Consider the following 24,135-nt stretch of genomic DNA (forward strand, 5'->3'; position numbering starts at 1 on the left):
GTCGTGGCCGGTCAGACCTGCGGCGCGAGCCGTTCGAGATCGAAGCGGCCGCGCCGCACGCCGTCGAGGAACGCGGCCCACTCGTCGGTGGTGAACGACAGGACGGCACCGCTGGCGTCCTGACTTCCCCGCACCCAGACCCGGTCGGCGAGCATGGTGACCTCGACGCAGTCGCCATTGTTGCACCGTTGCCAGCGTGCCTGGTCAAGGGCAGGTGGGCGTTTCATCCATTACCTCCTGAAGGCGGCTGTAGAGGTATTGAGCCGAAGGTGATTTTACCTTGACAGCAGAGGATGACCAGGCGACAAAAGGGGCAGTGCAGCTGCCGGCGCCGGACAAAACAAAAGGCGGGCGTCCGTGAGGACGACCGCCGGAAAAAAGCGCCGCGCGCTCAGCCGGACTGACGTATTCCATGCAGGAACGCGTCCCATTCCCGGGCGCTGAACGTGAGGACGGGGCCGGCCGGGTTCTTGTTGTCCCGCACGCCGATCTCGCCGGCGGACAGCAACGCGACCTCGACGCATTCTCCGTTGTTGCAGCGCGACGCGGCCCGCCACCGCGGACCCGCCTGGACGTCAGGGTGGTGGGACGTCATTGTCTCCCCCTCGTGCATCGACAATGGGCGCGGCGGCGGTCGGACCTCGCCGGGCGCGCTGGAACGGTGTTGATCGGACACCGGCGATCTCACGTGGAGAGCGAAAGTGTCCCAATGGATGAACAGTAGCACCTGGCACTTGCCACGGAAGCGAGGTCCCGATGTGTCGGAGGCATCATGCCAGGTGGCCGGAGAAAAGAGATGATCTCGTGACGAAGTGCTAAGCGAAGGTCGCGGCCATCTCGGTAATTCGCCGCTTCGATTCCTGGATGCCCAGGGCCTCGGCCCGCAGATGGTCGATGATCTCGCGAAATCGCCGGACCACCTTATCGGCCTCCAGGTAGAAAAGGCCCATTTGATGTTCCACGAAAATGGTGTCGGCGATGCCGGAGTCATGGTCGAACTCCATGAGCCGGAAGGTGCTGTCGAAACCCACGTGCGCCCCCGCCGTGAACGGGATCACCTGGATGGTGACGTGCGGCAGCTCGCTCAGCTCGATGAGCCGGTCGAGCTGTTCACGCATGGTCTGCCGGCTGCTCACGTGCCGGTAGAGCACCGACTCGTCCAGCAGGACCCAGTAGCGCAGGGTGTCGGGCCGGTGCAGCCACTCCTGGCGTTTCATCCGCACCCTGACCCGGTCGTCGAGCACGTCGGGCGCGATGCGGGGCAGCCAGCCGCGGATCACGGCGCGGGCGTAGTCCTCGGTCTGGAGCAGGCCGGGCACGGTGGTGATCTCGTACTCGGTGATGGCGCTGGCCTCCGCCTCCAGGCCGAGCATCTGCCGCAGCTCGCGGTTGTCGTAGAACTGCCACCACTCCTTCTGCCTGGCGTCCTTGGCCAGCGTCATGAGCTGGGCGGACTCGGCGGGGGAGACCTCGTACAGGCGGCACAGGTCGCGCACGTCGCGCAGGCTGACGCCGCGCTGGGCGGTCTCGATCCGGCTGATCTTGGCCGGGGAGCACAGGAGGAGCTGGGCGACCTCGGCGATGCTGAGGTTCTTCTCGTTGCGCAGCTCGCGTAAGCGCATCGCCAGTTGCCGCTGGCGGAGCGTCGGGTTGGGGATGGTCATCGCCGCACACTCCCTTCCCGCGCGGTGGCCGGTTGCCCCGGAGCGTACCCCCGGGTTCGGTTTCGAAGGCATGTGCGGTAGGTAATCGTCACCGGCACGTTCCTATGGCAAGTGCCAATTCGGGGTGGGTTTCCGGTGTCGGAGGGTAAAAGTCAGCCAAGCCGTAAGAGAGGGGGATGCCCTGGGGCTGATTTGATCAAACCACCAGAGATCGAAATGCCGCGTTCATTCCCTGACGTGATGGCTCACCAGAGGCCGTCCGTCACATAAGGCTGGGCCGACGGGGGCTCGTCGGCCCGGCTGCGACGATCGTTCGCTCCTGCCAGAGCGAGGATCGACCGTCCTGATCGCGGGGGATCGGGGACGCAGCGTCGCGTCGCCCGATCGCGGGTGCGGATCCGGTGCGCGGGGGCCGCGCACCGGATCCGTGAACCTCGCCGCACCCCCCACCGGGCCGAACACGTGAGCCGCCTTCGACACCGCGCCGTCGGAGGCGGCTCACTCGATTTTTCGGAGTATTCCGGACGGACGCGTGGGAAGGAACAGGGTGGCCTTGTCCGGCGGACCGGGGGAACGGAACATGGGGAGAGACCGCAAGGGAGCCTCGATGATCGAGATCTGGCCTGGAGACCCCTATCCTCTCGGGGCGACGTACGACGGCGCGGGCACGAACTTCTCGCTCTACACCGAGGTCGCCCAGGCGGTGGAGCTGTGCCTGTTCGACGAGGACAACGTCGAGTCGCGGGTGCCGCTCACGGAGGTCGACGGGTTCATCTGGCACGGTTACCTGCCGGGCATCGGCCCCGGCCAGCGTTACGGCTACCGCGTGCACGGGCCGTACGAGCCGGCGCGCGGGCTGCGCTGCAACCCCAACAAGCTGCTGCTCGACCCGTACGCGATGGCGATCGAGGGCGGCGTCGACTGGCACGAGGCGGTCTACGGCTACCGGTTCGGCCAGCCGGACACGCGCAACGACGCCGACTCCTCCCCGTACGTGCCGCGGTCCATCGTGATCAACCCGTTCTTCGGGTGGGGGCACGACCGGCCGCCGGCGACGCCGTACCACGACACGGTGATCTACGAGGCCCACGTGCGCGGGCTGACGATAAGCCATCCCAAGATCCCCAAGCACCTGCGCGGCACGTACGCGGCGCTCGGCCACCCCGAGATCCTCGACCACCTCACCAAGCTCGGCGTGACGGCGCTGGAGCTGATGCCGGTGCACCAGTTCGTCACCGACCACATCCTGGAGCAGCGCGGCCTGTCCAACTACTGGGGCTACAACTCCATCGGCTTCTTCGCCCCGCACAACCGCTACTCCAGCACCGGGCAGCGCGGCGGGCAGGTGCTGGAGTTCAAGGCGATGGTGCGCAGCCTGCACGAGGCGGGCATCGAGGTCATCCTCGACGTCGTCTACAACCACACCGCCGAGGGCAACCACCTGGGGCCGACGCTGGGGTTCAGGGGCATCGACAACAGCAACTACTACCGCCTGGTCGAGAACGACAAGCGCTACTACGTCGACACCACCGGCACGGGCAACAGCCTGCTCATGCGCTCCCCGCACGTCCTCCAGATGATCATGGACTCGCTCCGCTACTGGGTCATCGAGATGCACGTCGACGGGTTCCGCTTCGACCTCGCCTCCACCCTCGCCCGCGAGCTGCACGAGGTCGACCGGCTGAGCGCGTTCTTCGACCTGGTGCAGCAGGACCCGGTGTTGTCGCAGGTCAAGCTCATCGCCGAGCCCTGGGACGTCGGCCCCGGCGGCTACCAGGTCGGCAACTTCCCCTCGCGCTGGACCGAGTGGAACGGCCGCTACCGCGACACGATCCGCGACCTGTGGCGCGGGCAGGCCGCCACGCTGCCCGAGTTCGGCTCCCGCCTGACCGGGTCCAGCGACCTGTACAAGGACGACAGCCGCCGCCCGGCCGCCTCCATCAACTTCGTGACCTGCCACGACGGCTTCACCCTGCAGGATCTCGTCGCGTACAACGACAAGCACAACGAGGCGAACAAAGAGGGCAACCGCGACGGCACCGACGACAACCGGTCGTGGAACTGCGGCGAGGAGGGCCCGGCGAGCCTGGCCATCGAGTCGCTGCGCGAGCAGCAGAAACGCAACTTCCTCACCACGTTGTTCCTGTCGCAGGGCGTGCCGATGCTCTCGCACGGCGACGAGCTGGGCCGCACCCAGAAGGGCAACAACAACGGCTACTGCCAGGACAACGAGCTGACCTGGGTCGACTGGTCCGACATCAGGGAGAACTGGCTGCTGCTGGAGTTCACCCAGGAGCTCGCGGCGCTGCGGAAGAAGCATCCGGTCTTCCGGCGCAGGAGGTTCTTCTACGGCAGGCCGGTCCGCGGGCTGAGCGACATCGCCTGGCTCACCCCGTCCGGGGAGGAGATGACCGACAGCGACTGGAACGTCGGCTACGCCAAGTCGCTGGCCGTCTTCCTCAACGGCGACGCCATCACCGAGCCCGACCGACGCGGCCGCCCGATCCGGGACGACTCCTTCCTGCTGCTGTTCAACGCCCACCACGACACGATCAAGTTCACGATCCCCCAGGACTACGGCGAGATGTGGCACACCGAGATCGACACCGCGATGCCCATCAGGCTCGACGTGCGGATGGTGCGCGCGGGCGAGGCGATCGAGGTCCCCGGACGCAGCGTGCGGGTACTGCGCCGTGTCTAGGCCGGCCTCGACGTACCGGGTGCAGCTCACCCCCGACTTCGGTTTCGCGCAGGTCGCCGAGATCGCCGGCTACCTGCGCGACCTCGGCGTCAGCCACGTCTACCTGTCGCCGGTGCTGCAGGCCACGCCCGGCTCGCGGCACGGCTACGACGTCGTCGACCACTCCAGGATCAGGGAGGAGTTCGGCGGGGCCACCGGCTTCCGCGAGATGGCCCAGGAACTGGCCGCGCACGACCTGGGCATCGTCATCGACATCGTGCCCAACCACATGAACACGATGAACGCCCAGTTCTGGTCGGTGCTCAAGGACGGGCCCGCCTCGCCGTACGCGAACTGGTTCGACATCGAGTGGGTGGAGGGGAAGGTGGCGCTGCCGGTGCTCGGCGACGACACCGAGCCCGTGGTCGACGGCGACGTCCTGCGCTACCACGAGCACGCCTTCCCCCACCCGGGCCACTACCGGCTGGTCGACTGGCGGGAGGGCCCCGGCTACCGGCGCTTCTTCGACGTCTCCTCGCTGATCGGGCTGCGCGTGGAGGACCCGGCGGTGTTGTCCGCCACGCACGAGGTGATCTTCTGGCTGCTCGACGAGGGCCTGGTCGACGGGTTGCGCATCGACCACCCCGACGGCCTGGCCGACCCCCGCGGCTACCTCGACCGGCTGCGTGAGCGGACCGGCGGCCCCTGGACGGTCGTGGAGAAGATCCTCATCGGCCCCGAGCGGCTACAGCCCGACTGGGCCTGCGACGGCACGACCGGCTACGAGGTGCTCAACCGGGTCAACGGCCTGTTCGTCGACCCCTCGGGCAAGGAGCCGCTGGTCCGGCTGTTCAGCGAGCTGACCGGGCAGCCCGACGAGTACCGTCCGGTGATGACGCAGGCCAAGCGCGAGGTGCTCGACCTGTTCTTCGGGGCGGAGATCGACCGGCTGGCCAGGGTCACCGGCTGCGCACCCGCCGCGGTGTCGGAGCTGCTGGCCGCGATGCCGCTCTACCGGGCGTACCTGGTGCCGGGGGAGGAACCGCCGCCCGAGTCGGTGGAGATCGTCGAGCTGGCCGCCGCCGAGTGCTCGCCCGCCGTGCGGCCGCTCGTCCGGGAGGTCCTGTACGGCTCGCCGGAGGCGATCGTGCGCTTCCAGCAGACGTGCGGCCCGGTCATGGCCAAGGGCGTGGAGGACACCGCGCTGTACCGGTGGTTCCCGCTGTCGTGCCTCAACGAGGTGGGCGGCGAGCCGGACGCGTTCGGCGTGTCGGTCGAGGAGTTCCACGACTTCTGCGGGGAGATGTCCCCATACACGATGACGACCCTGTCCACCCACGACACCAAGCGGTCGGAGGACGTGCGGGCCCGGTTGTCGGTGTTGTCGGAGATGCCGCGGGAGTGGGCGTCCGTGGTGTCGGAGTGGTCGCGGGAGCTCTCCTTCGACCCCCATCTCGACTACCTGGCCTGGCAGAACCTCATGGCCGCCTGGCCGATCTCCGCGGAACGCTTCACCGACTACCTGCTCAAGGCGGCTCGCGAGGCCAAGACCGCGATCTCGTGGGTACGTCCCGACGCCGGCTACGAGCGGCGGCTGCGGGAGTTCGCGCAGGCCGCCGTGCGGCTGCCGGTGGAGGAGTTCACCGAGCGCATCGAGCCGTTCGCGATGTCGAACTCGCTCGGGGCCAAGCTGGTGCAGCTGATGATGCCCGGGGTGCCCGACGTGTACCAGGGCAACGAGACCACCGACTTCTCGCTGGTCGATCCGGACAACCGGCGGCCCGTGACGTACCCGCGCAAGCCCGAGACCTCCTGGGACGCCGCCAAGCTCCTGGTCACGACGCAGGCGTTGCGGCTGCGCAGGCGGCTCGGGGGCGCGGCGCCGTACCTGCCGCTGCGGGCGGAGGGGGAGGCGGCCGAGCACGCGATCGCCTTCGCCCGGGGCGAAGGCCCGCGGGCGGTGGCGGTCGCCACCAGGCTGCCGGTACGCCTCGCGCGCCGCTCCGCGGTCGCCGGCCACTCGGTGTGGGGCGACACCACCTTGACGCTGCCCGGCGGATCCTGGCGCGACCTGCTCACCGGCGAGCCGCACTCGGGGACGGTTCCGCTGGCCCGGCTGCTCGATCAGTACCCCGTCTCACTGCTGGAGCGACATGATCTTTGAGGTCTGGGCACCGAAGGCCACGGCTGTCGAGGTCGACGTTCTGGACGGACGCCGGCCGATGTCCCAGGGGGAGAGAGGCTGGTGGTGGGCCGAGGTCGCCGAGGCCGGCCACGGCACCAGGTACGCCTTCGTCCTCGACGGCGGCGGGCCCTACCCCGACCCGCGCTCCCGGCGGCAGCCCGAGGGGGTGTTCGGGCCGAGCGCGGTCTACGAGCACGACCGCTTCACCTGGTCCGACCACGACTGGAAGGGCCGCGACCTGCGCGGTTCGGTGATCTACGAGCTGCACGTCGGCACGTTCACCGGCGAGGGGACGTTCGCCGCGGCGATCGAGCGGCTGGAGCACCTGGTCGAGCTCTGCGTGGACTTCGTGGAGATCATGCCGGTCGCCCCCGTCCCCGGCGGGCGCAACTGGGGGTACGACGGCGTCGACCTCTACGCGGTCAACGAGACGTACGGCGGGCCCGACGGGCTGAAGTCGTTCGTGGACGCGTGCCACCGGGCCGGGATCGGCGTCATCCTGGACGTGGTCTACAACCACCTGGGGCCATCGGGCAACTTCCTCCACCCCTTTGGTCCGTATTTTTCCGGCTTTGCTGGTAGCTATTGGGGCGAAGCGGTCAACCTGGACGGGCCGGGGTCCGACGAGGTCCGCCGGTACTTCGTCGGCAACGCCGTCCAGTGGCTGCGCGACTATCACGTCGACGGGCTGCGGCTGGACGCCGTCCACGCGCTGCACGACAGGCGCGCCCGCCACCTGCTGGCCGAGCTGTCGGAGGAGGTCGACGCGCTGGCCTGCTCGCTCGGCCGGCCGCTGTCGCTGATCGCCGAGTCCGACCTCAACGACCCGCGCATGGTACGCCCGCTGGAGGCCGGCGGCCTCGGGATGACCGCGCAGTGGAACGACGACGTCCACCACGCCCTGCACACCGCCGTGAGCGGCGAGAGCCACGGCTACTACGAGGACTTCGCCGACCCGTCGGCGCTGGCCCGGGTGCTGACCCGGGGCGTGCTGCACGACGGCGGCTACTCCAGCTTCCGCGACCGGGCGCACGGGCAGCCCTTCACCGGCGTGCCCGGCCACCGGCTGGTCGCCTGCCTGCAGAACCACGACCAGATCGGCAACCGGCCCGGCGGCGACCGCCTGCCCGTGTCCGCACTCAGGCTCGGGGCCGGTTTGCTGCTGACCTCGCCGTTCACGCCGATGTTGTTCATGGGGGAGGAGTGGGGGGCCGGCACGCCGTTCCTGTTCTTCTCCGACCACGTGGAGCCCGAGCTGCGGGAGAGCGAGGGGACGCGGCGCGAGCGCGAGTTCGACGGCTTCGGGTACGCCTGGGACGCGCCGAACCCGTCCGACGAGGAGGCGTTCCTCCGTTCCAAGCTGGACTGGAGCGAGCTGAAGGAGGAGGAGAACTGGTCCCTGCTGTGCTGGTACAGGGACCTCATCGCGCTGCGCAAGGCGCTGCCCGAGCTGTCGGATCCGCGGCTGGACCGGGTGCGGGTGGAGGCCGATCCGGAGGGCAGGTGGCTGGTCATGTGGCGCGGGACGGTGTGCGTCAGCGTCAACTTCTCCCCGGAGACGCTGACGTTGCCGCCGGCGGGCGCCACCCTCCTCCTGGCCTCGGACGACCCGGTCGCCGCGGGCCCCGACGGCCTCCGCCTCCCCGGCCAAACCCTCGCCATCACCCGCACCACCCCCTGACCGAACGTCTCCGCCTCCCCGGCGCTCGCCCCCCTGACCGGACGCTCTCCGCCTCCCCGGCGCTCGCCCCCCTGACCGGACGCTCTCCGCCTCCCCGGCCAGCCCCTCGCCACCCCCGGAATGCCCGGCCTTCACCTCCCCGGTGGTTGTCCACAGGGTGGGGGCCGGTCGGCGGGTTCGTCCCCAGAACCGGGTTCGGCCGCACCGCGGCCGGCCCGGTTCCGGATCCTGGGTGCCTCACCACGTTTTCGAAGGCGAGGCACCTCATGAAGATCGTTCTGCCGCTCCCCGCCATGCTGACCTCACTGTTCGTCGTAGCCGTGGAGCACCTGCCGTTCGACGTCGACACCTTCGTGCCCTGGCGCGTCCCCGCGCCGTACCGGAAGGCGGCCCGTGACGCGCTCGACACCCCGCCGTCCCTGACCGTCACCCATGTCCCCGCCCCCTGGCGACCGGCCGGCCTCACCCTCACGGGCGACGAACGGCGGCGGCTGCGCCGGGCCGGGCAACACGTGCTGGTGTCCACCACCGCGCCTCCACGCCGCCTGCCCGGCAACGCCCAGACAGCCAGAGCCGTCGCCCGCGCCCTCGCCCGCCAGTGCGACGGCCTGCTGATCGACCCGTCCACAGCCTCGGCCGTGCCCGCCTGCCCGAGGTCGCCGGGCGAGCCGGAAGACTTCCGCCTCGGCGACGACTGGCTCACCTGGGACGTGCAGATGCGCGACGACGCCACCTGTCCGCCGTGGGACCCGTCCGAGACGGCCGCCTGCGACTGCCTGCGCGTCACCTCGCGCGGCCTGCGCCGCTTCGCGCTCCCGGAGATCACCCTCGACGGCGCCGCCTGCGCCCACAGCCTCTGCGCGACCGCCCTCCTCCGATCGGTGGCCCATCGCCTGGTCGCCGACCAGCTCGCCCACCTGCGGGTGCACCCGCTGGCCAGCTGCCACGAGATCGACGACCTCCTGCGGATCCAGCCGTCCGGCGCCCTCCGGGGCGTCCCGCCGTTCGGCGTACGGCTGACCCCGTGCGACGCCGACCTCGCGGACCTCGCGGACCTCGCCGGCCTTGGCGAGCCGGGTAGCTCGGGCGCCATCCGCCGCCTGAAGGTGGGCCCCGCCCCCGGCAGCGGCCGGCTCACCTGTCTCAAGGTGGGGCCGCCGTCCGGCTCCACCGGCTCGGTCAACGACTGGCTGTGCGCCGCCGCCAGCCTCGACCTGACCTCCGCCGACCACCCCGCACGCCCGGCCCTCGCCGCCTGACCCCCGCCCCCGCGAGACGGCCAGACCCATGGAGCACGTACGTGCCTCCCGCTCATGCGCACGTTTCACGACCCCGTCGAAGGCCATCGGGCCCGGTCCGGCGAAAGGCAGGTGGTCAGCGGTGCAGGATCCGGGTGAGGGCCTGGTCGAGCGTGGACATGGGGTCCGACGTGGGGCGAGGGGCGCGCCAGGCCACGTACCCGTCGGGCCGCACCAGGACGGCGCCGCCTTCCCGCACCCCGTACCGTTCCCGCCAGCGGCCCTCCACGTCCACCAGCTCGTCGTCCACCAGGATGCGGGTGAGCTGCACGCCCAGGCGCTCCTTGACCACGCGGCCGGCGTCCATCCAGACCTGGCCGCCGCACTTGTCGGCCAGCAGGACGAAACCCGAGCCGAACAGGTCGATGGTCGAGATGCGCTGCCCCTCCCAGTCGAGCACGACGTGCGGGGCACGGCTGCCGGGCCGGCCGCTCGGGACGCGAGGGTCCTCCAGGAGCGAGCCGTCGTCGCCGGGCTCCTCCAGGACGGCGGCGGAGTGGTACCGGTAACCGAGCATCGCCTGCAGGAAATCCTCCAGGGGCTCGGGGTAGTCGGAGCGCTCGTCCACGGGCATCCGCACGCTGAGGTTGGCGAGCTGGGCGTCGGCGGTCAGGGCGCCGATCGGGCGGCGTTCGGCGTCGTAGGTGTCCAGGAAGCCGGGGCCGGCCTGCCCGCTGAGCACCAGCCAGAGGCGCCAGGCGATGTCGCAGCCGTCCTGGAGGGCGGTGCTGCCGCCCTGGCCGCCGGTGGGCGGCATGGTGTGGGCGGCGTCGCCGGCGAAGAAGACGCGTCCGGCGCGGAAGGTGTCGGCCACGACGTGCGCCAGGCTGAACGTCGCCGTGTCCAGCACCTGCACGTCCAGGTCCGGGATGCCGGTTCCGGCGCGGATGAGCTCGACACAGCGTTCCTCGGTGAGGGCGTCTGCGCCGCCGTCCGGGGAAGGGTTCTGGTTGATGCCGAGCACGTGCGCGCCGACGCCCGTGCCGGTCACGATGACGCCGGTGAACGTGTCGTTGTGGAGGTACCAGACGATGACCTCGCGCTCGTTCACCAGGCCGGTCAGATCGGCGTCGAACATGATCGAGCGCATCTGCACCAGGTCGCCCCTGCCGGAGGTGGGCACGGCCAGCCGCTCACGCAGCGGGCTCCGGTGGCCGTCGGCCGCCACCACGTAGTCGGCCCGTACGACGCTCTCCTCGCCGTCGGCGGCGCGGATCACGGCGGTGACGCCGTCGTCGTCCTGGTCGAGGGAGATCAGCTCGGTGGAGAAACGCAGGTCGGCGCCGAGCTCGTCGGCGTAGGCGCGCAGTACCCGCTCGACCTCCGACTGGGGGGCGCCCACGCGGGGCACGGGGGTGAGGTCGGCCAGGGCGTCGAACTCACCCGTGTCCTCGAAGATCATCTGCGGATCGGGGTCGGCCAGCGTCTTGGCGATCGCGATGCGCATGGAGTCGCCGATGCCGATCCAGATGTCGGCGAACGTCTGCTCGATCCCCGGCAGCGGCCGCAGCAGCTCGACGGCTCGCGGTCCCATGCCGAACGCCTTGGGCTGGATGGACGTGCTCGGGTGCCGCTCGACCAGAATGACGGGCACCTCGCGCCACGCCAGCAGCGCGGCAGCGCTCAGGCCCGCGTACCCGCCGCCGACCACCAGCACGGGCACTCGCTCTTGTCTCATTGCCTCCACCTCCGGGCACGAGTAGTATCGCGTTCTCCGATCAAGCGACACGATATGTCGCGTTTGCGGAGACGGTCAAGACATATCGCGAATCCCGTCATTCATCGGAGCTCTGCCGTCCCCGAAAGGAGCGCGCCGCCGCCTGGGCGCGAGGCCAAACGGCCGCTGCCCGCCCCGCTCGCAAGCCGCGCAACACCGACATCACCAGAAGGCCGAGCAGTCGCGCTTGAATCCAACCTTCGGCGCCACGTACCCGCTACGGGATTACTCGCCATGCTCGGCTACGAGGGCTCCCGGCTACGTGTCCGCTATGGGGCTCCGGGCTAGTGTCCGCTACGGGGGGCTCCGGGCTACGTGTCCGCTACAAGGGCTCTGCGCCATGTGTCCGCCGCAGGGGCGCTGCGCGGCGTGCCTGCTACAGGGCTCCTCATCACATGCCGGCTACGGGAGGCTTCCTGCCCTGTGCCGGCCGTGGGGGCTGCGCGCCGCGTGCCCGCTGCGCGGCTCCGCGCCACGCGCCCGCTGCGCGGCTCCGCGCCACGCGCCCGCCACTGGGGGCTCCGAGCCCTGTGACCGCCGTGGGGGTTGTGCGCCGGGCGTCCGCCTCGACCATGTGTCCGCCTCGACCATGTGCCCGCTATGCGGAGGGCTGTGCGCCACGTCGTACTGCACGGCTCCTCGCCACGCCCCCGCTATGGACGGCTCCGTGCCATATGTCCGCTACGGGACGGGCGCGCGCCGCATGCCTGCTGCGCGGTCCTTCGCCACGTCTCGCCATGGACGGCTCCGCGCCATGTGTGCGCCGCAGAGGCTGCGTGCCGCATGTGCGCTGCGAGGCCCTTCACCCATGTGCCCGCTACGGGAGGTTTCCTGCCTTGTGCCCGCCGTGGGGGCTGCGCGTTGCGTGCCCGCTGGGGGGCTCCTCGTCACGTGTCCGCCACGGGAGGTTTGCTGCCCTGTGCCCGCCATGGGGGATGCGCGTTGCGTGCCGGCTGCGGGGCTTCCCGCTGTGTGTCCGCGACGGGATGGTTGCGCGCCGCGTGCCCCTACGGGGTTCCTCGCCACATTCGACTGTGGGAGGTTCCTCACCGTGTGCCCAGCTGCGTGCTCAGCCGGCATCCGCAGATCGTGGGCTTCACGGTACGCGGGTGCGGCCGAGAGTTCCCCTGCGTGGGTGAGGTGGGTCAGGGGAGGTGGCGTTCGAGGCTTTGGAGTTTGGTGGTCATGCCGTCCGTCACGCCCGGGCGCAGGTCGGCCTTGAGGACCAGGCTGACTCTCGGGGCGACCTCGGAGACGGCGTCCACCGCGCGCCTGACGACGTCCATGACCTCGTCCCACTCGCCCTCGATCGTGGTGAACATCGCGTCCGTGCGGTTGGGCAGGCCGCTCTCGCGGACCACCTTGACGGCGCGGGCGACCGGTTCGGCGACCCCTTCGCCGACGCCCAGCGGGGTGATGGAGAAGGCCACGATCATGGCGACAGATCCCTCGGAGAACGGAAAGAGCCCGGACGAGACGATCGTAACCGGGGCGAAGAGCCACGACGCGGGTGGGGCGCCGTGGCTGATCGCCGTACGTCAGAGGTGACGACATGATGGGCGCCGTACGACGGAGCCGCGGCGCGGATGGAGCGCCGTGGCCGGTCGCCGCACGTCGCAGGTCACGACGCGATGGGCGCCGTGGCCGGTCGGCGTACGTCGCAGGTCACGACGCGATGAGGCGTCGTGGCTGATCGCCGTACGTCGGAGTCGCCACCTGGGCGGGGCGTCGTGGCCCGTCGGCGTACGTCGGAGCCGCGGCGCGGTGGGGCGCCGTGGCCGGTCGGCGTACGTCACGTCACGCGCCACACCACGTCACGCGCCACACCACGTCACGCGCCACACCACGTCACGTGCGAGAGGTCACGCGTGGTCGTGGTCGTGGTGGTCCTCGTCCTCGTCCTCGCTCGGCCCCTCGGACGGCTCCACCCCGAGAACGGCCTCACGCGGCTCGATCTCGGTGATGTGGTCCACGAGCTGCAGCACGTGGTCCGGCTCGATCAGCCACTGCAGCGCCGAGGCGCCGGTCTCGTCGGAGTTGACGAGGTCGGCCTGCTCGGAGCGCTCCTCGTCGCTGAGGTCGGCGTCGGGATGCCGGATCTCGGCCAGCGCCGCCGCCTGCAGCGCGTTCACGTCGAGCACCTCCACGGTCAGCTCGACCGTAAGGCGCAGGTATTTCGGTTCATCACTCATGGCGACGATGCTAGGGCAGCTTCCACTCGACAGGTGCGGCGCCTTGCTGGGTGAGCAGCTCATTGGCGCGGCTGAACGGCCGCGAGCCGAAGAAGCCGCTGCGCGCCGACAGCGGGGACGGGTGCGCCGACTCGATGCGCGGCACGCTGCCGAGCATGGGCGCCAGGTTGCGGGCGTCGCGGCCCCACAGGATGGCGACCATCGGCTTGTCGCGGGCCACGAGGGCGCGGATGGCCTGCTCGGTGACCTGCTCCCAGCCCTTGCCCCGGTGGGAGGCGGGCTTGCCGGGCATGACGGTCAGGACCCTGTTGAGCAGCAGCACGCCCTGCTCGGCCCACGGGGTCAGGTCGCCGTTGGCGGGGCGGGGGAGGCCGAGGTCGGACTCCATCTCCTTGTAGATGTTGAGCAGGCTCCCGGGTATCGGCCGCACCTCGGGCGCCACCGAGAACGACAACCCGACGGGGTGGCCGGGCGTGGGGTAGGGGTCCTGACCCACGATCAGCACCCTGACGTCGTCGAAGGGCTGGTTGAACGCGCGCAGGACGTTGGGGCCCGCGGGCAGGTACTGCCTGCCCTCGGCGATCTCGTTGCGCAGGAACTCACCCATCAAGGAGATCTGCTCGGATACGGGCTCAAGAGCCTGAGCCCATCCGGCTTCGACGACTTCATGCAAAGGACGACCGGCCATGGCCGTGAAGCTTATCTAGGTCTGGTACGGCTTGCCGCCCAAACGGACGCGCAGGCCGTACCGGAATGATCACAACGACGGCTTGCCGGGCTGGAAGAGCCAGGCGTCGAAGAGGGCGTCGAGCTGCCTGCCGGACACGCGTTCGGACAGGGCGACGAAGGCGGCGGTGTCGGCGTTGCCGTACTTGTGGTCGTTCGCCCAGGTGCGCAGGATCGTGAAGAACGCGTTGTCGCCGACGGTTCGGCGCAGGACGTGCAGGGTCGCCGCGCCGCGGTCGTAGACGGGGTCGTGGAAGAGCGCGGCGGCGCCGCCGGGGTCGGCGGTGGGCGTCTGCCAGAACTCGTCGTCGGCGGGCCTGGCGTAGACGCCGTCGAAGGACGTCTGCACCGTACGGCTGCCGATCTTCTCCAGCCAGAGCCATTCCGCGTACGTCGCGAAGCCCTCGTTCAGCCAGATGTCCCGCCATAAGGTGGGCGTCACCGAGTCGCCGAACCACTGGTGGGCCAGCTCGTGCGCGAGCAGCGACTCGCCGGGCACCACGGGGTAGATGGGCCGGGTCTGGGTCTCCAGGGCGTAGCCGACGTTCGGCTCGTGGTCCACGATCCCGCCGGTGGAGGAGAAGGGGTACGGGCCGAAGAGCGAGCTGAAATAGTCCAGGACGGGGGCGTGACGGGCGGCGAAGTCCGTCGCCGTGCCGGCGAGTTTGGGGTCCACGGCGGTGATCACCCGGTAGCCGCCGGACCTGGTGTCGGTGAGCTGGAACTTGCCGATCGACACGGTGGCCAGATAACTGGCCATGGGCTCGCGGGCGTCCCACACGTAGGTGGTCCGGCCGCCGGCCGACGTCCTGGCCACCAGGTCGCCGTTGGCCACCGCGACCCTGGTGCTGGGCACGGTGACCGAGAACCGGTACGTCGCCTTGTCCGACAGGTGATGATTGCCGGGGTACCAGGTCATCGCGCCCTGCGGCTCGTTGGCGTTGAAGACGCCGTCGCTGGTCCTGATCCAGCCGTCCCTGGAGCCGTCGGGGTCGAGGACGTGGGTGGGCCTGCCGTCGTACCGGACGACGACGGAGAAGCCCTGCCCGGAGGCGAGCGCGGCGGCGGGGGTGACGACCAGTTCGTCGCCGCTGCGGGTGAAGGCGGCGGGCCGGCCGTCCACGGTGACCGAGCGTACGGACAGCGAGCCGGACAGGTCGAGGTCGAAGCGGCTGAGCGCCTGGGTGGCGCGGGCGTTGACGGTGGCGACGCCGGTCAGGACGTTGGAGGAGGGCTCGTAGTCGAGGGCGAGGGCGTAGTGGCCGGCGTCGTAGCCGCCGTTCCCCTGACCGGGGAAGTACGGGTCGCCCGCCCCGGGCGAGCCCGGGGTGCCGCCGAGCGCGGCGGCGGGGGTGAGGGGGAGGGAGATGAAGGCTGCTGCGGCGAGGGCGAGAAGACGCTTCATGAACAATCATCGGAGGTCCGGAAGGACGTGTTACGGGCGCCCGCCTGCCCCCCTCGGGAGGCGGGCGCCCGCCGGGAATGGCCTACTTGACGGAACCGGCCATCATGCCCTGGACGAAGTACCGCTGGAAGGCGAAGAACAGCACCAGCGGGATGATCAGTGACAGGAACGCCCCAGAGGAGAGGATGTCGACGTTCGATCCGAACTGCCGCATCTGAGACTGCAGGGCCTTGGTCATCGGCTGGTTGTCGGTGTTGGCGAACACGAGCGCGATGAGCATGTCGTTCCACACCCACAGGAACTGGAAGATCCCCAGCGAGGCGATGGCCGGCTTGCCCAGCGGGAACACGACCTGGGCGAAGATCTTCCACTCGGGTGCGCCGTCCATCCTGGCCGCCTCCAGGAGCGAGGCCGGGATGCCGACGAAGAAGTTGCGCAGCAGGAAGATGGCGAACGGCAGGCCGAACGCCGTGTGGAACAGCACCACGCCGGGGATCGTGCCGAAGATCCCGACACCGCCGTAGAAGGCGGCGACGGGGATCAGCGCGATCTGGATCGGCACGATCAGCAGGCCCACCACGACCAGGAACGCCGTGTCCCGGCCGCGGAACTCCATCCACGCGAACGCGTACGCCGCCATGGCCGCGATGCCGATCACCAGGATCGTGGTCGGCACGGTGATGGCCACCGTGTTCCAGAACGACGAGGTGAAGCCGCTGGCCAGCAGGTTCTTGTAGTTGGCCAGGGTCAGCTCGGCGGGCTTGGTGAAGATCGTCCACCAGCCCTCGGCGTTGTTCACCTTCACCGTGCGCAGGGAGACGACCAGCAGGCCGAGCGTCGGCACCAGCCAGAACAGGCCGAGCACGATCATGATCACCTGGACGGCCCCGCCGCCGAGGCGGTCCACGATCCTGCTCGCCACGCCCCTGCGCGGCGCGCCCGACTCCAGTCCGTGAGACGCGTTCACGGTCGCGGTCGTCATGTGTCTTCCCTTCTGAACCGGCGGATGTTCATGATCATGAAGGGGAGGACCAGGATGAGCAGGAACACCGCGAGTGCGCTGCCGAGCCCCTGGTTGTTCCCGCCGCCGAACGACACGCGCCACATCTCCAGCGCGACCACGTTCGACTGCGGCTGAACCGAGGCCGGCGCGATGATGTAGACCAGGTCGAAGACCTTCAGCGTATTGATGATCATCGTCACGAAGACGACGAGCAGCACCGGCGACAGCAGCGGCACGGTGATCCGCCGGAACACCTGCCACTCGGTCGCGCCGTCGATGCGGGCGGCCTCCAGGGCGTCCCGCGGGATGGCGGCGAGGCCGGCGGCGATCAGCACCATCGCGAACCCGGCCCACACCCAGACGAACGCGCCGATGATCGCCGGCGTGATGAGCGTCTGGCCGAGCCAGGTCAGGCCGCCGTAGCTGGCCTGGAAGTTCGACTCCGGCAGCCGTACGACGTAGGAGCCCGCGGGCAGGCCGTCGAAGCGGAACGTGCCGTCGTCGGCGGTGGTGGCGGTGCCCGCCACCTTGCCGTTCTGGACCGCCTCGACGGTGATGCCGGGCAGGCCCTTCTCCGTCGGGTCAACCGCGCCGCTCTTGCCGCCACCGCCCTGGGTGAAGTCGAACCAGACGGTCCCCGACAGGCCGTCGCCCGAGGGGGCGCGAGCGGTCTGGGCGTTGGACGGCATGGTCTGCGGCTTGACGCCGACGATCGGGATCAGCACCGGCCGGCCCGCCTGGGCGGGCTCCTTGGTGACGACCGCGCCGTTCTGCTCGGTCACGGGAGACTCGTCGCCGCCGCGCGGCCGTGCCTCGGGGTAGCCCTTGGAGGAGGAGAACGTGTCGTGCACGGTGGTGAGCACGGCGTTGGCCAGGCCCTTGTCGGGGCTCTCCTCGTACACCAGGCGGAAGATGACGCCCGCGGCCATCAGCGAGACCGCCATCGGCATGAACACGATCAGCTTGAACGCCGTCGCCCACTTGATGCGCTCGGTCAGCACCGCGAAGATCAGGCCGATCGTGGTGACCACGATCGGCGCCACGACCACCCAGATGAGGTTGTTGCGGATCGTGACCAGCATGCCCTGGTCGCTGAAGATCGTGGCGTAGTTGCCCAGCCCCACGAACCCGCTGCCCGAGGCGTCGAACAGGCTGCGGAAGATGGAGTAGACGATGGGGTAGACCACCCAGACGCCGAGCAGCAGGGCCGCCGGCAGGAGGAAGGCGATGGCGACCGCCGGCGATGGGCCGAGGCGTCGTCTCGTACGGGGGGTTTCAGCCGGTCCTGCGGAGGGCCCGCCCGCGATCTTCGCGGGCGGGGCCGCCGGGCCGTCCAACCGTTCGGTCACGGCCTTACCTCTTTACTTCCAGGCCTTCTTGGCCTCGGCCTCGAGCGCCTCCTGGGCGCCCTTGACGTCGCTCGGGTTGCGCAGGAAGTCCTGGAGGACCTTCCACTCGCCCTTGCCGTCGGTGCCGCCGAAGGCGCTCGGGGCCAGGTCCGACATGTCGTAGCGGACGGCGTCGCCGGCGGAGACGATCGTCTGGCCGAGCTGCTTGGTCAGCTCGTCGGGGTAGTTGTCGGGGGAGACGTTCTTGTTGGGCGACAGGTAGCCGGGGAGCTTGGCCCAGATCTCGCCGCCCTCCTTGGAGGCCAGGAACTGCACCAGGGCCATCGCGCCGGGGGAGTCCTTCATGACCACGGCCACGTCGCCGCCGAGCACGACCGGGGCGGTGTCGCCGGCCTTCGGGAACGGGAAGTACTTGGCGCCCTCGCCGACCTTGGCGCCGTCCTGGGTGGCCTGGGTGGCGACGAAGTCGGCCTCGATGACCATGGCGGCCTTCTTGTTGCCGTAGACCTTGGTCACGCAGGTCGGGAAGTCGGTCTGCAGCGCGCCGGAGGCGCCGTCGAGCACGAACTCCTTCTTGCCCGCGATCTGCGCGATCTTCTCCAGGGCGGTGGCGACGCTGGCGTCGGTCCACGGGATCTCGTGCTTGGAGAGCTTGTCGTAGTTCTCCGGGCCGGCGCTGGACAGGTAGACGTTCTCGAACAGGTCGGTCAGCGTCCAGCCGGAGGCGCCGCAGAGGGAGAAGGGCGGGGTGCCGGAGTCGGCGATGGTCTGCCCGGCCTTGATCAGCTCGTCCCAGGTCGTCGGCACCTGGACGCCGGCCTCCTCGAACGCCTCGGAGCGGTACCAGACCAGCGACTTGTGCGCGGCCTTGATGAGCACGCCGTACACCTTGCCGTCGGCGGAGCCGAGCTCCTTCCAGTACGGCGTGTAGTTGGTGTCGATCTCCTGGGTGACCTCGGCGGACAGCGGCTTGAGCGCGTCCTGCTTGGCGTACTGCTGCACCAGACCCGGCTGCGGCAGGATCGCGACGTCCGGCGGGTTCTTGCCCTGGATGCGCGGGCCGAGGTAGGCGCCGGTGTCCTCACCCGTGGAGGCGTAGGTGACGGTGGCGCCGGTCTTGTCGGAGAAGGCCTTGAGCACCTGCTCGAAGTTCTTCTGCTCCGCGCCGGTCCACTTGGCCGCGACCTCCAGCTTGACGCCTTCGAGCGTCTTGGCGCCGGCGGCGGAACTGGCCGGCGCCGACTCCGAGGCGGTGGGGGTCGTCGTCGTCGGGGCGTTGCCGCAGGCGGCGACGGCTACCGCGAGCCCTGCCAGGACTACTGCTGCACTGGCTTTACGCATGGCTTGCCTCACTGGGTTCTGATGATCTCTTCGAGTTCTGACTTCATGGAGGCCGCGACGTCGTCGGCGGACTCGTTCTCGGGGTCGGCCAGGGCCTTGGCGACCGAGCTGGCGATCACCAGGCTCACCTGGTTGTAGTTGGCGCTCACCGGCCGTGGTTTGGCGGCGAGGATGCTCTCCTTGAGCACCGGCAGGTACGGGAACCGCTTGATCAGGGCCGGGTCGTCGTACAGCTCGGTCCACACGGGCGGGAAGGAGCCCTCGGTGAGGACGCGGCGTTCGTTCTCCAGGCTGGTGAAGTAGCGGATGAACTGCTGTGCGGTCTGCTGGTGCTTGGAGTAGGCGCTGACGGCCAGGTTGATCCCGCCGAGGGAGCTGGATCCCTGACCGTTGAGTCCGGGCAGCCGGGTCACCGCGAAGCGGTCGCCCAGCTTGGCCCTGGCCGGGCCGTAGGCGTGCGGCCAGTTGCGGGCGAAGGCCAGCTTCCCGTCCTGGAAGGCCAGCCGGGTCTCCTCCTCCTTGAAGGACAGGGAGTCGCCGGTGATCCAGCGCTCCCGCAGCCCTTGCATCAGGAAGTCGAGCGCGATCTTCCCCTTGGCCGGATCGAGGGTCACTTCCGTGCCGTCGTGGTTGAGAATCTGCCCGCCCGCCGACTGCACTGCCTCGGAGAAGTTCACGGTCAAGCCTTCGTAGGCCAGGAGTTGGGCCGCATAGCCTCCGATGTCCCGCTTTTTCGTTACTTCTCGCGCTTTATCGCGAAGTTCCGCCCAGGTCTGCGGCGGCTTCTTGATGAGATCGGTCCGGTAGTAGAGCAGTCCCGCGTTGCTGGTGTACGGGACGGCCCAGAGCTTGCCCTTGTAGACGGCCGTGTCCACGACGGGCGGCAGGAACCTGTCGAGCGGGAACAACCCGCGCTCCAGGGGGATGATCCAGCCGTTCTCCGCGAACTCGGCGGTCCACACCACGTCGAGCCCCAGCACGTCGTAGCGGTTGCTCTGGGCCTGGAGGTTGGCCACCATCTGGGCGCGTTGCTCGTCGGCGGCCTCGGGCAGCTCCAGCAGCGTCACCTTCTCGGCCGGGTGGGCCTGGTTCCAGCGGTCCAGCAGGGGTTGCAGGTACGCCGTGGTGTCGCGTCCGGTGGCGAAGGTGATCGGGCCTGTGCCGCCCGTCCCCTTCTCGCCGCTGCCCTCGTCACCCGCCACCGTGCATCCGGCCGCCAGCACGACGACCAGAGCGAACGAAAGCGGGCGCAGCACTCTGTTTCCTCCACAATCAGCGGGGTTACATACGTGTTAGGTAGATGCATTCATGTTATGCACACCTGTAATCTGATGGTCAACGGATACCTACGTAACGCTCACGTAACACAAAGCGGGGAGGTGAGGCGTGCGGCTTCACCTGCTGGCGCTCCTGGCCAAGGAACCGGCCCACGGCTACGAGCTCAAACAGGCCCTTGAACAGACGTTCGGCAGCGCCTACCCCTCCCCGAACATCGGGCAGATATACGTGACGCTCGGCCGGCTGGAGAAGGACGGGCTGGTCAGGGCCGTCGACGTCGAACAGTCCAACCGGCCGAACAAGAAGGTCTACTACCTGACCGCCAAGGGCCGCGACCTGCTCACCATCTGGGTCGACGAGCCCACCGAGGGGCCCAGGGTGCGCGACGAGTTCTTCATGAAGCTCGTGCTCGCGCCGCTCACCGGCATCGCCGACCGGATGGCGCTGATCAGCCGCCAGCGCCGCCACTACCTGTCGCTCATGGGCGACCTCAACGACCTGCTCTCCCGTACCGAGCCTGCCGACCGGGTGGCTCTGCTGCTGATCGAAGGGGCCATGCTGCACCTTCAGGCCGATCTTGACTGGCTGGAGCGATGCCAGGAGGATCTGGCATGAGCTCGGTCCTAAAAACGGTCAATCTGGTCAAAATCTACCAAGATGGCGCAGTGCCGGTGCCGGCCGTGCGCGGGGTGGACCTCCAGGTCGAGCCGGGCGAGTTCGTCGCGGTGATGGGGCCGTCCGGCTCGGGCAAGTCCACGCTCGTGCACATGCTCGGCGGCCTCGACGCGCGCACCAGCGGCGAGATCTGGCTCGACGGGCAGCGGGTCGACACCCTCTCCGAGAGCGCCTGGGCGCTGCTGCGGCGCAAGAAGGTCGGCTTCGTCTTCCAGTTCTTCAACCTGGTCGCCAACATGACCGTCGGCGACAACGTCGAGCTGCCCGCGCTGCTGGCCGGGGCCTCGCCCAAGGTGGCCCGCGAGCGGCGCGAGAGCCTGCTCGGCGCGCTCAACCTGGCCGACCGCGCCGGGGCCTCGCCCGCCCAGCTCTCCGGCGGCGAGCAGCAGCGCGTCGCGCTGGCCAGGGCCCTGGCCAACAAGCCCAGCCTGCTGCTGGCCGACGAGCCCACCGGCAACCTCGACAGCCGCAACACGCGCGACGTGCTGCGCCTGCTCAGCGACGTGCACAAAGAGGGGCAGACGATCGTCATGGTCACCCACGACGCCCGGGTGGCGGGCCTGGCCGACCGGCTGGTGTCGCTGTTCGACGGCGAGATCGTCGACGACGGCCGCATCGCCCGCCGCCGCACCCGCACCGCCGGCGAGGTGATCGACCTCCGATGAGCACCACCCTGGCCGGAAGCCGGTGGATCAAGGCCGACCTGCGGGCCAGGAAGGGCCAGGCGGTGCTCACCGTGCTGGTCGTGGCCGGGATCGTGGCCGCCCTGATCACCGCGGCGACCCTCCTGGAGGACGGCACCAACCCGTGGCGCAGCCTGTCGGCCCAGACCGACGGCGCCCACGTCTGGGTCTACACCGACGACGACCCCCAAGTCGCCCTGGGCGGCATCGACGGCGTCACCGGCACCGCGGGCCCCTACCGCTCGGCGCCCGTCACCGTGGCGCAGGAGGGCAAGAAGGAGCCCGCGTCGCTGCGCGCGATGCCCGCCTCGCCGCCCCGGGTGGCCCATCCCGTGCTGGCCGAGGGCAGGTGGCTCGACGGCTCGCAGCCCGACGGCGTGGTCGTCGAACACTCCTTCGCCAGGTCGCTGGGCCTGGCGATCGGCTCGCCGTTCACCGTCATCGCGCTCAACGGCGAGCGCCACACCCTGTACGTGCGCGGCATCGCCGACTCCGCCGACCAGGGCTTCTACCCCGAATGGACCCCCGGGCTGGCCTGGGTGCTGCCCGCCACGCTCGACCGCGTCGAGCCCATGCTGGGCCGCAGCGAATGGGTCACCGGGCTGCGCCTGTCCGACCCCGACGCCAGCCAGGTCGTGGCCCAGCGCGTCGTGGTGATGCTGGAGGACAAGCTCCAGCGCGTCTACACCTGGCGCGAGGTCAGGGCCGCGATGGAGCTGGACAACCGGCTGCTCGGCACGCTGCTCGCGCTGTTCGGCGTGGTGGGCATGGTCGCGGCGGCGCTCGCGCTGGCCAACGCCGCCGGCGGCCGGGTGCTCGGCCAGCTCCGCGACCTGGCCACGCTCAAGTCGATGGGCTTCACCGGCGGCCAGGTCGCCCTGCTGCTCCTGGTCGAGCACGGCGCGCTCGGCCTGCTCGGCGTCGGTCTCGGCGCGCTGGCGGGCTGGGGGGCGACGGCGGTGGTGCTCGGCACGTACTCGGCCGCGCCGGTCCCGGTGCTGGCCATCGTGGCGGGCACGGCGCTGGTCGTCCTGGGGGCGGTGGGGGTGCCCGCCTGGCGGGGGGCGCGCACGCCGCCGATCCCCGCCGTGCCGGCCTCGCCGCCGCGCGGCCACCTGTCCCGGCTGGCCCGGCTCGGCCTGCTCGTACGCCTCCCGCCCGCCCTGATCCTGGGCACCCGCGACGCCTTCACCAGGCGCGTGCCGGCGTTCCTGACGGCGTTCGGCCTGGCCGTGCCGATGATGATGATCACGATCGGGCTCGGCGTCTGGGCCACCCTCGACAACTTCCTCAGCCACCCCGAACAGGTCGGCCAGCACGCCGGCCTGTACGTCCGTCCCGGCAAGCAGATGGAGTCGGCCGAGGCCCAGCGCATCGCCGAACGCGACCGCGACGTGCGCGCTGTCTACCCGGGCAGCGACGTGAACGCCCTGGCCCCGGGCGAGGCCCGGTCGGTCCGGGTGCGGGCGGTCGGCAGCTCGACCGACCCCTACCCGTTCCCCGTGATGGAGGGCAGGGGCTACGCCGAGCGCGGCGAGGCGGTCGCCGGGCAGGGGCTGCTCGACCTGCTGGGGGTCAGGATCGGCGACCGGGTGCGCCTGACCGTGGGCGGCTCGCCGCTGATCGTCCGGATCGTGGGCCGCACCGTCGAGCCCGACCTGGACGGCGAGGTGCTCTCGGTGGGCCTGGACAGCCTGGCCGCCAAGGACTCCGTGCCGCCCCAGTACTACGCGCTGGCCCTGCGGCCGGGCGCCGACAAGGCCGAGGTGCGCGCCAGGCTGCTGGCCGAGTCGGGGGAGAACCTCGACGTGCAGGCCGCGGTCAACCCGGCCGACCGGCTGTCGATCATCAGAGTGGTGATCGTGGCGCTGATCGCCGTGCTGGCCCTGATCGGCCTGGCCAACCTGCTCACCGCGAGCGCGATCGGCCTGCGCGACCACGCCTTCGACCTGGCCGTGCTCAAGGCCATGGGGCTGACGCCACGCCAGGTCATGGCCACGCTGGTGACCGGCACCGGCCTGCTGGTCGTGCTCGGCGTCGGCGCCGGCACGGCGGTGGGGGCGTCGGTGGTGGTGGGGCTGATCGACCTGCAGGGTCACACGAGCGGCGTGGGCGCGGGCATCGGCCGCGCGCCCTCGCCGGTGACGCTGGCAGTGGCCGTGGTGACGGCAGTGGGCACGGCCCTCGCGGTGGCGCTCATTCCCGCCCGCCGCGCGGCCCGTGCCCAGGTGCCCGTCACGTCACGCTGATCTGCTCGG

At 70.2% G+C, this 24,135-nt stretch carries 19 protein-coding genes; 7 read left to right on the plus strand and 12 right to left on the minus strand.

All coding sequences use genetic code 11. The features are described 5' to 3' along the window. Positions 1–11: 11 nt before the first annotated feature. From ACIBK9_RS31890 to ACIBK9_RS31900, 3 genes are all read right to left on the minus strand, one after another. A complete protein-coding gene (locus ACIBK9_RS31890) occupies positions 12–227 on the minus strand; it encodes a DUF397 domain-containing protein (RefSeq protein ID WP_387668089.1) in 216 nt (71 codons plus the stop codon). A gap of 164 nt (positions 228–391) precedes the next feature. After that, complete coding sequence (locus tag ACIBK9_RS31895; RefSeq protein ID WP_352349919.1) at positions 392–595, minus strand: DUF397 domain-containing protein; 204 nt, start codon at positions 593–595, stop codon at positions 392–394. Positions 596–815: 220 nt separating this feature from the next. Continuing rightward, positions 816–1,664, minus strand: coding sequence for a helix-turn-helix domain-containing protein (locus ACIBK9_RS31900; RefSeq protein ID WP_397162436.1), 849 nt, complete (start codon positions 1,662–1,664; stop codon positions 816–818). Positions 1,665–2,271: 607 nt separating this feature from the next. Between ACIBK9_RS31900 and glgX the strand changes: the two genes are divergently transcribed. From glgX to ACIBK9_RS31920, 4 genes are all read left to right on the plus strand, one after another. Next, the gene (gene glgX, locus ACIBK9_RS31905; RefSeq protein ID WP_352349923.1) at positions 2,272–4,365 is read left to right on the plus strand and encodes a glycogen debranching protein GlgX; all 2,094 of its coding nucleotides are present in this window, start codon (positions 2,272–2,274) and stop codon (positions 4,363–4,365) included. Beyond that, positions 4,358–6,508 carry a malto-oligosyltrehalose synthase gene (gene treY, locus ACIBK9_RS31910; RefSeq protein ID WP_397162437.1) on the plus strand — a complete coding sequence of 717 codons (2,151 nt, stop codon included), beginning with the start codon at positions 4,358–4,360 and terminating at the stop codon, positions 6,506–6,508. Before glgX ends, treY begins: the two co-directional genes overlap by 8 nt. Then, entirely contained in the window at positions 6,498–8,210 is a 1,713-nt protein-coding gene (gene treZ, locus ACIBK9_RS31915; RefSeq protein ID WP_397162438.1) for a malto-oligosyltrehalose trehalohydrolase, read from the plus strand. The genes treY and treZ overlap by 11 nt, the downstream gene beginning before the upstream one ends. 266 nt (positions 8,211–8,476) lie before the next feature. Further along, positions 8,477–9,469: a hypothetical protein gene (locus ACIBK9_RS31920; RefSeq protein WP_397162439.1), complete on the plus strand. Its 993-nt coding sequence runs from the start codon at positions 8,477–8,479 to the stop codon at positions 9,467–9,469. A 115-nt stretch (positions 9,470–9,584) separates the two neighbouring features. Here the strand turns inward: ACIBK9_RS31920 and ACIBK9_RS31925 are convergent, their stop codons facing one another. From ACIBK9_RS31925 to ACIBK9_RS31965, 9 genes are all read right to left on the minus strand, one after another. Beyond that, positions 9,585–11,186 (minus strand): FAD-dependent monooxygenase, encoded by a 1,602-nt coding sequence (locus tag ACIBK9_RS31925; RefSeq protein ID WP_397162440.1) that lies wholly within the window; start codon positions 11,184–11,186, stop codon positions 9,585–9,587. A 1,184-nt stretch (positions 11,187–12,370) separates the two neighbouring features. Next, positions 12,371–12,661 carry an MTH1187 family thiamine-binding protein gene (locus ACIBK9_RS31930; protein ID WP_352320345.1) on the minus strand — a complete coding sequence of 97 codons (291 nt, stop codon included), beginning with the start codon at positions 12,659–12,661 and terminating at the stop codon, positions 12,371–12,373. Positions 12,662–13,087: 426 nt separating this feature from the next. Further along, positions 13,088–13,417 carry a hypothetical protein gene (locus ACIBK9_RS31935; RefSeq protein ID WP_352320347.1) on the minus strand — a complete coding sequence of 110 codons (330 nt, stop codon included), beginning with the start codon at positions 13,415–13,417 and terminating at the stop codon, positions 13,088–13,090. Positions 13,418–13,427: 10 nt separating this feature from the next. Beyond that, positions 13,428–14,105, minus strand: coding sequence for a uracil-DNA glycosylase (locus tag ACIBK9_RS31940; RefSeq protein WP_352320349.1), 678 nt, complete (start codon positions 14,103–14,105; stop codon positions 13,428–13,430). 69 nt (positions 14,106–14,174) lie between these two features. Beyond that, positions 14,175–15,548, minus strand: coding sequence for a M1 family metallopeptidase (locus ACIBK9_RS31945; RefSeq protein ID WP_397162441.1), 1,374 nt, complete (start codon positions 15,546–15,548; stop codon positions 14,175–14,177). An 82-nt stretch (positions 15,549–15,630) separates the two neighbouring features. Further along, positions 15,631–16,530: a carbohydrate ABC transporter permease gene (locus ACIBK9_RS31950; protein ID WP_397162442.1), complete on the minus strand. Its 900-nt coding sequence runs from the start codon at positions 16,528–16,530 to the stop codon at positions 15,631–15,633. Beyond that, complete coding sequence (locus ACIBK9_RS31955; RefSeq protein WP_387668065.1) at positions 16,527–17,900, minus strand: ABC transporter permease subunit; 1,374 nt, start codon at positions 17,898–17,900, stop codon at positions 16,527–16,529. Before ACIBK9_RS31955 ends, ACIBK9_RS31950 begins: the two co-directional genes overlap by 4 nt. Positions 17,901–17,912: 12 nt before the next feature. Beyond that, entirely contained in the window at positions 17,913–19,241 is a 1,329-nt protein-coding gene (locus ACIBK9_RS31960) for an ABC transporter substrate-binding protein (RefSeq protein ID WP_358283386.1), read from the minus strand. An 8-nt stretch (positions 19,242–19,249) separates the two neighbouring features. Further along, a complete protein-coding gene (locus ACIBK9_RS31965; RefSeq protein WP_387668062.1) occupies positions 19,250–20,497 on the minus strand; it encodes an ABC transporter substrate-binding protein in 1,248 nt (415 codons plus the stop codon). A 130-nt stretch (positions 20,498–20,627) separates the two neighbouring features. Between ACIBK9_RS31965 and ACIBK9_RS31970 the strand changes: the two genes are divergently transcribed. From ACIBK9_RS31970 to ACIBK9_RS31980, 3 genes are read left to right on the plus strand one after another with little or no spacing between them, the layout of a single operon-like run. Continuing rightward, a complete protein-coding gene (locus ACIBK9_RS31970; RefSeq protein ID WP_387668059.1) occupies positions 20,628–21,134 on the plus strand; it encodes a PadR family transcriptional regulator in 507 nt (168 codons plus the stop codon). Then, positions 21,131–21,859: an ABC transporter ATP-binding protein gene (locus tag ACIBK9_RS31975; RefSeq protein ID WP_352349946.1), complete on the plus strand. Its 729-nt coding sequence runs from the start codon at positions 21,131–21,133 to the stop codon at positions 21,857–21,859. Before ACIBK9_RS31970 ends, ACIBK9_RS31975 begins: the two co-directional genes overlap by 4 nt. After that, complete coding sequence (locus ACIBK9_RS31980) at positions 21,856–24,126, plus strand: FtsX-like permease family protein (RefSeq protein ID WP_397162443.1); 2,271 nt, start codon at positions 21,856–21,858, stop codon at positions 24,124–24,126. The genes ACIBK9_RS31975 and ACIBK9_RS31980 overlap by 4 nt, the downstream gene beginning before the upstream one ends. Positions 24,127–24,135 lie beyond the last annotated feature (9 nt).

The sequence above is a fragment of the Nonomuraea sp. NPDC050227 genome (assembly GCF_044459705.1).
Taxonomy (GTDB): Bacteria; Actinomycetota; Actinomycetes; order Streptosporangiales; family Streptosporangiaceae; genus Nonomuraea.